The organism is uncultured Ruegeria sp. (assembly GCF_947504215.1).
In the GTDB taxonomy this organism is placed as follows: Bacteria; Pseudomonadota; Alphaproteobacteria; order Rhodobacterales; family Rhodobacteraceae; genus Ruegeria.
Genome location: NZ_CANNGO010000027.1, coordinates 1 through 5761, shown reverse-complemented (window position 1 = coordinate 5761; position 5761 = coordinate 1). Strand labels below are relative to the sequence as shown.

At 54.0% G+C, this 5761-nt stretch carries 7 protein-coding genes; 6 read left to right on the top strand and 1 reads right to left on the bottom strand.

What is annotated here, in order from left to right; translation table 11 throughout:
• Nucleotides 1–506 precede the first annotated feature (506 nt).
• The 6 genes from Q1B21_RS22170 to Q1B21_RS22145 all read left to right on the top strand — a co-directional run bounded on the left by Q1B21_RS22170 (nucleotide 507) and on the right by Q1B21_RS22145 (nucleotide 5245).
• The gene (locus Q1B21_RS22170) at nucleotides 507–2054 is read left to right on the top strand and encodes a winged helix-turn-helix domain-containing protein (protein ID WP_299893228.1); all 1548 of its coding nucleotides are present in this window, start codon (nucleotides 507–509) and stop codon (nucleotides 2052–2054) included.
• A 119-nt stretch (nucleotides 2055–2173) separates the two neighbouring features.
• On the top strand, nucleotides 2174–2470 hold the full coding sequence (locus Q1B21_RS22165; RefSeq protein ID WP_299893227.1) for a hypothetical protein: 297 nt from the start codon (nucleotides 2174–2176) through the stop codon (nucleotides 2468–2470).
• 111 nt (nucleotides 2471–2581) lie between these two features.
• Nucleotides 2582–2848 (top strand): hypothetical protein, encoded by a 267-nt coding sequence (locus tag Q1B21_RS22160; RefSeq protein WP_299893226.1) that lies wholly within the window; start codon nucleotides 2582–2584, stop codon nucleotides 2846–2848.
• 263 nt (nucleotides 2849–3111) lie between these two features.
• Nucleotides 3112–3525, top strand: coding sequence for an ester cyclase (locus Q1B21_RS22155; protein WP_299085645.1), 414 nt, complete (start codon nucleotides 3112–3114; stop codon nucleotides 3523–3525).
• Nucleotides 3483–4697 carry a CynX/NimT family MFS transporter gene (locus Q1B21_RS22150; RefSeq protein WP_299893224.1) on the top strand — a complete coding sequence of 405 codons (1215 nt, stop codon included), beginning with the start codon at nucleotides 3483–3485 and terminating at the stop codon, nucleotides 4695–4697. The genes Q1B21_RS22155 and Q1B21_RS22150 overlap by 43 nt, the downstream gene beginning before the upstream one ends.
• The gene (locus Q1B21_RS22145) at nucleotides 4697–5245 is read left to right on the top strand and encodes an amino acid synthesis family protein (protein WP_299085649.1); all 549 of its coding nucleotides are present in this window, start codon (nucleotides 4697–4699) and stop codon (nucleotides 5243–5245) included. Before Q1B21_RS22150 ends, Q1B21_RS22145 begins: the two co-directional genes overlap by 1 nt.
• 203 nt (nucleotides 5246–5448) lie before the next feature.
• Here the strand turns inward: Q1B21_RS22145 and Q1B21_RS22140 are convergent.
• The coding region (locus Q1B21_RS22140) for a hypothetical protein (RefSeq protein ID WP_299893222.1) at nucleotides 5449–5761 on the bottom strand (313 nt) is incomplete at its 5' end.

Sequence of the window (5761 nt, the reverse complement as noted above, 5' to 3'; positions counted from 1 at the left end):
GTGTTTTCAGGTTTTGAAAACCAAGGAGGGTGTTCTTCCATACTGCCATTCCTGTCAGCCTACGGGCAAAAAGACAATATGCACTTTGGGCTCTCTGCCGACCTACGACTCAGCGCGACATCGGCACGTTTTTGAGCGCTCTGCTAGGCAAGGCGGCCCTTAACCGACATTCTGCACGGCATCGAAATTCTGCGAGCGCAGCCCGATTTTCTGACATTCGCTGCAAATGCAAAATCTCAATGTCTGCGAATTCACCGGATGCGCAACTAGGCCGACATTCGCGCCGCTTGAACCAAGGTCTGCTTTCAAATCCCCACTCGCTGCGACTTGGGGATTCCTATCCAAATGTACTGAGATCAAAACTGTAGAGGGTCAACGTTGCACGCACGTTCCGATTGCTCAGCGCACTCGATCTATGTCCACTTTTCTCAATCCACCTTTGAGCGAGATTTGCTTAAGTTGTGTTTTTACTTGCTCGGGCTGAATTGAGCGATACCGTTCATCCGATGGACAGTGTTCGTTTCTTAGATTTCGTCTTCAACGATCAGACGCGGCGATTGACGCAAGGTGATACAGATGTCGCAATAGGTGCTCGGGCTTTCGATTTGTTGAGCCATTTGATTTCAAATCGCGACAGGGTGGTCAGCCGTGATGAAATTATGACTGTTGTTTGGCCGGATGCTGTTGTCGGAGATAACAACCTGAATGTGCAAGCGGCAAATCTGCGACGATTACTCGGCGCAAATGCTATTGTAACTGTTCCAGGACGTGGCCTCCGGTTCGGGTTGGACGTAGATACAGAACCGCACGTACCCGAGTTTTCTGAGCAGCCTTCGGTAGTCGTCTTACCGTTTTCAAACTTGTTTGGCGTCTCAGAATTGGATTGGATCGCGGATGGCTTTGTTGAAGATATCACAACTGAACTGTCCCGATTTCGTGACCTCTTCGTGGTCGCACGCAATACTGCCGTCGTATATCAGGAGATGCCTCGCGACCTGCGCGAAATCGCACACGAGCTTGGTGTCCGCTATGTTGTTGAGGGCAGTGTACGTATCTACTCAAATATTGTTCGAGTGACCGTCCAACTTATCGACGCGACCGCCGGTACCCATGTTTGGGCGGAGACCTTCAAAGATGATTTGGTCGATCAATTCGAAACCCAAGACCGGGTCGTACGAAAGATTGTGACCTCGCTTGCGCCCTGGATCGACCGGGCCGAAGCCAAACGCGTTCTCAGAACCGCCCCTGAAGATTTGACCGCACATGGATTTGCGCGCAAGGCCTGGGCGGTTATCTCCGCAGGTGAAATGACATACGATCCGGTACCGCGCAATAGCGCAGGAGAACTGGCGCGAATGGCGTTGGAACTTGACCCTCAGTCCGGGCTCGCATGGCGTGTTCTGGCTTGGGTCGGTTGGTGGAATGTCTATCATGGAACAACTAATTCAGTGCCAGATTCATTGGCCGACAGCATCGACGCCGCGACGCGTGCAATCGCAATTGATCAAACCGACCATCACGCCAGAAGACTGCGCGCTCTTCTGCATTTCATGAACCAGGATTCCGAAAGCGGCCTGCCGGAGCTTCGGCAAGCACATCAGATGAATCCGAACTGTGCGGTAACACTGGCTTGGCTCGGCTTGTATGAAGGATTTTATGGAGATCCCTCACGGGGCGTTCCTTTGGTCGAAGCAGCCCTGCGACACAGCCCACGCGACCCAGCCAAAGGGTCGCTTTTGGCGGCATTGGGGTTTGCTCAGTTTACAGTATGTGACTACGGCGCTGCAGCGCAAACGGCGCAAGCGGCGCTCGCTGAGTCCGCTAGCAGCGCGACCCCTTTGATCATTTCGTCGATTGCATTGGTTGGACTTGGGCAAATCGATAAAGCCAAGACCGCCTATGCGCGGGTCGCAGAGATTGCTCCCAGTCTGGTGGAGGCCCGACTAGCCGGAAAATGGCTAAGCACGAATCCCGATTACGTCGCGCGCGCAGACTTGTTCTTCCGGATCGCCGCAGGACTGGACGCACCGGAAGCGGCTGAAGAGCTCCGATAGACAAGATGCTTTGAACAAGTTTTAGAAATTTTTAGCCGGACCTATAGCGGTCATGTTCACCTCTACGTTCTTATCGATTGAGACGTAATTGAGCCAATTGATCAGAGGACATAGAGAACATGACTCCGGAAACGTTGGCTCTGATCGCCACATACTTGATGTGTTCTGAAGCCGCCGAAATTCGGGTGCTGGATCGTTCCGAGGTTAAGAACTGTACGTCGATTTACATGCAAGTAAAGCTGAGCTTCGTTCCCGATTTTCACATTGAAGACTACCGAAGAGCCACAGCCACCGAACGCGCCGCTTTAAACCAGCAAGGGTACGCCAGTTTCTTGGCCTGGCGGGTATCAAATCCAGACTTGGTTAAAGAAATGGAAGCGGATGCCAGGATTTCCGCAATTGGCCAAGATAACTAATCCCCATCTTGATGATCAGAACGCTGATACCCGAGTTCAAGACCGCCGATACAGGAGTTAAAGGTCAATGTCCGTGCCTCAATCTCCGTTTTAGCAGTCCGGCGCCCAGCAATGAACGATGAAGCAAACGCAAGGCATCGGGAAAACGCTGGCGAAGCAGAGCTCAGTGATCAAGAGATCGAAGCGCGCGTTTTTAGAGAACTGGAGGCGAAACAAAGAGAATGGGACTCTGACCACGACGCGGCCACTGTCATTTTCCAATACCCTGACAATCGGACACTTTTTCAGCGCATTGCCGCATGGTGGCACTTGCAGCGCCAAAGCAGAAATCAAAAGAGGGAAGATGTGGGAGTCGAGACCGGTTCGGAGCCTGAATGACTGAAGAGTTCTCAGCGGCTTCAACAAGTGAAACTGTGAGGCAAAGGTCAAAGACTGGCCTCTGCCTATTCCTGCCAAAAACAGACATGGTCTTCGGCGCAGCATTTGAGAAAGTCGGGCTCGTAGGCCAAATTCACCGCTCCTAGCAAGAACCTCGGCTTCCTTGGCGGGAACGGCGGCGATCTGACAGCAGCTGCACGATACCTGGCACATCGAAAGCTGGCCTACATTGACATCATCAAATCAATACGGAGGACAGCACAGTGAACCAGTATGAAACCGCAAAAGCCTTTTTTGAAGCCTGCGAAACCGGCAAAGGGTGGGAAGGCTGCAAGCTTTTCTGCCACGAAGGGGCGCGTTTTTCCTGTCAGGCTGACGCTCTGGCAGAAACGACAACCCTTGCTGAATACGCTGAGTGGATGAAAGGGCTTCTGACCCCTGTACCGGATGGCCACTACAAGCTGACGGCTTTTGCAGCGGATGAAACGCGCGGCACCGTTGTTGCCGCCGCCGAATTCCACGGTACGCAAACCGGGGAAGGCGGACCGGTTGCGCCTACGGGCAAAACTGTTGTCTCGGATTACGCCTATGTGATTCTGTTTGACGGCGACAAAGTCAGCCATATGACCAAAATTTGGAACGACGTGCACGCGCTGCGCGGGCTTGGCTGGGTATGATGCGCTGGCGCATTCTGGGTTTGCTGTTTTTTGCGCGGGTCGGACTCGGGTTTCAGTTTCAAACCGTAGCGTCCGTCGGCGACGATCTGGTCGTCGCCTTCGGGCTGAGCTATGCAGATATCGGCTTTCTGATCGGGCTGTTCATGGCACCCGGTTTATTCCTCGCTATCCCTGCCGGGTATTGGGGGCGTTACGTGTCAGACCAGATCATGGTGGTGCTAGGCCTATGCGCTTTGGCATTGGGTGGCGCCGCGTCGTCGCTTGCGACGGAAAGCTGGGCCATAGGAATGGGTCGCGTTTTTGCCGGGTCCGGGTTTCTTTTCACAACGCTCTATTTCACCAAGATGGTCGCGGATTGGTTCGAAGGACGCGAGATTGCCACGGCCATGAGCATCCTTGTGATGAGCTGGCCTTTCGGGATCGCTATGGGACAAGTTGGCCACGCCTGGTTAGCCCAGACATACGGCTGGCAAGTCCCGTTTCAAGCTGCTTCAATCTATTGCGTGATCGCGGCGCTAGGGGTGTATTTGCTCTACCGTCCACCGAATGATTTGCCGGATGCGACGGGCGGAACTAGGATTTCGCTGACAGGACCGGAATGGCGTTTGATCTTATGTGCGGCGGCCGCCTGGGGCGTCTTTAACGCCGCCTACGTCACCTATCTTGCCTTTGCGCCAAAAGTTCTTGAAAGCCACGACCAAACCGCCATTGCTGCAGCTGGAATCATCAGTGTAGGCAGCTGGATCATGATCTTTTCCGGTGCAGCCTGCGGACAGATCGTGGATCGAATTGGTGGACGAAACATAGTCTTGGCTGTCTGCATGGGAGGTGCTATCGCTGCGCTCTTGTTAATTGGCCTGCCTGGCGCTGGCGTTGGCGCAAGCGTCCTGTTCGGACTGATCGGCATGGCACCTGCTGGGGTTATTATGGCAATGGCAGGGCAAGCCATGCGGCCTCAGGTCAGGGCCTTTGGCATGGGGGTATTCTTTACAGTTTACTATGCAATAATGTGGATCACGCCGCCTTTAGCAGGTGCGATCCTTGATGGGACCGGCAATCCGCAGGGGCCCCTTTGGCTTGCAATGATCCTCTTCTTTGCAGTGGTGCCACTAGGCTTAGCATTCCAGTCTCTTAGGAGTGCGCCCGCGGTCGCTCAGGAAAGGAGAGTGTGATGCTCATCATTCGGAAAACGATTTTCACCAAGGAGATCATCACCTCAGATGAAATGGGGCAGCCGTGCGACCAGATCACACGCGTTGCTGCAATGGTGGTTGTCGGAAACCCTTACGCTGGATTTCATCAAGACGATCTGTCGCCCCTTTTTGATGTCGGCGCGCAGCTTGGTGGGGCGTTGACACAAGAGCTGGTGCACATGTTGAGTGCACCAGCTGTTTGCTATGGCAAAGCCGCTCTCATCGGATCTTCGGGCGCGATGGAACATGGGGCTGCATTGTTGCACCCCGCACTTGGCAAACCAGTGCGAACAGCTATCGGTGGCGGTAAATCTCTGATGCCGTCCAACCACAAGGTTGGGGCGTTGGGCGGGTCAATTGATCTGCCTTTGGGTCACAAGGACGAAGCATGGTCATTTGACCATATCGATACGATGACGCTCTGGGTACCTGACGCCCCGCGCGCAGACGAAATCGTGTTGTGCGTCGGACTTTCGGACGGAACACGTGCTCATCCGCGCGTTGGAACCGGTCCAAGTCCCACTTGATCGCGTTGGACTTTCTCAAAGCGGCCATTTGGCGCAAACGCAGCATCCGGCAAAATGGGCTCAATGCTGACCTCGGTGCCGGTGCAGCAAAGCCCCCTGCCCCGCAATTAACTGAATCGGGGACGGCCCATAGCTGCCGTTGGCCGCCGCCTTCCGTAGCCACGCTAAGGCCCGCGATAGCGGACATTCGCGAAACTCACAACTTATAGGTTCACGCCGGCATTTCTAAGCACATCAGTGATCTCCGAGATTGGCCGGACCAACGTGCCAACCCGGGATCCCAAATTGTCGAATTGTATACCAACAACATATCCAACTATCAGTCCATCAGCATTTGAAACAGGCGCACCGGAACCGCCAGGACCGGAAGATAAATCAGTAATCCATGTGCCTTCGGGTCCGTTCAAGGCCACCAGTTTCCCCTGACTGAATATCTTCCCTACTCCAAGTGATCTTGATCGGAATCCAGCAGAAAAGACTTCATCTCCGATACTTGGCGTAGTTGTTTGGATTTTT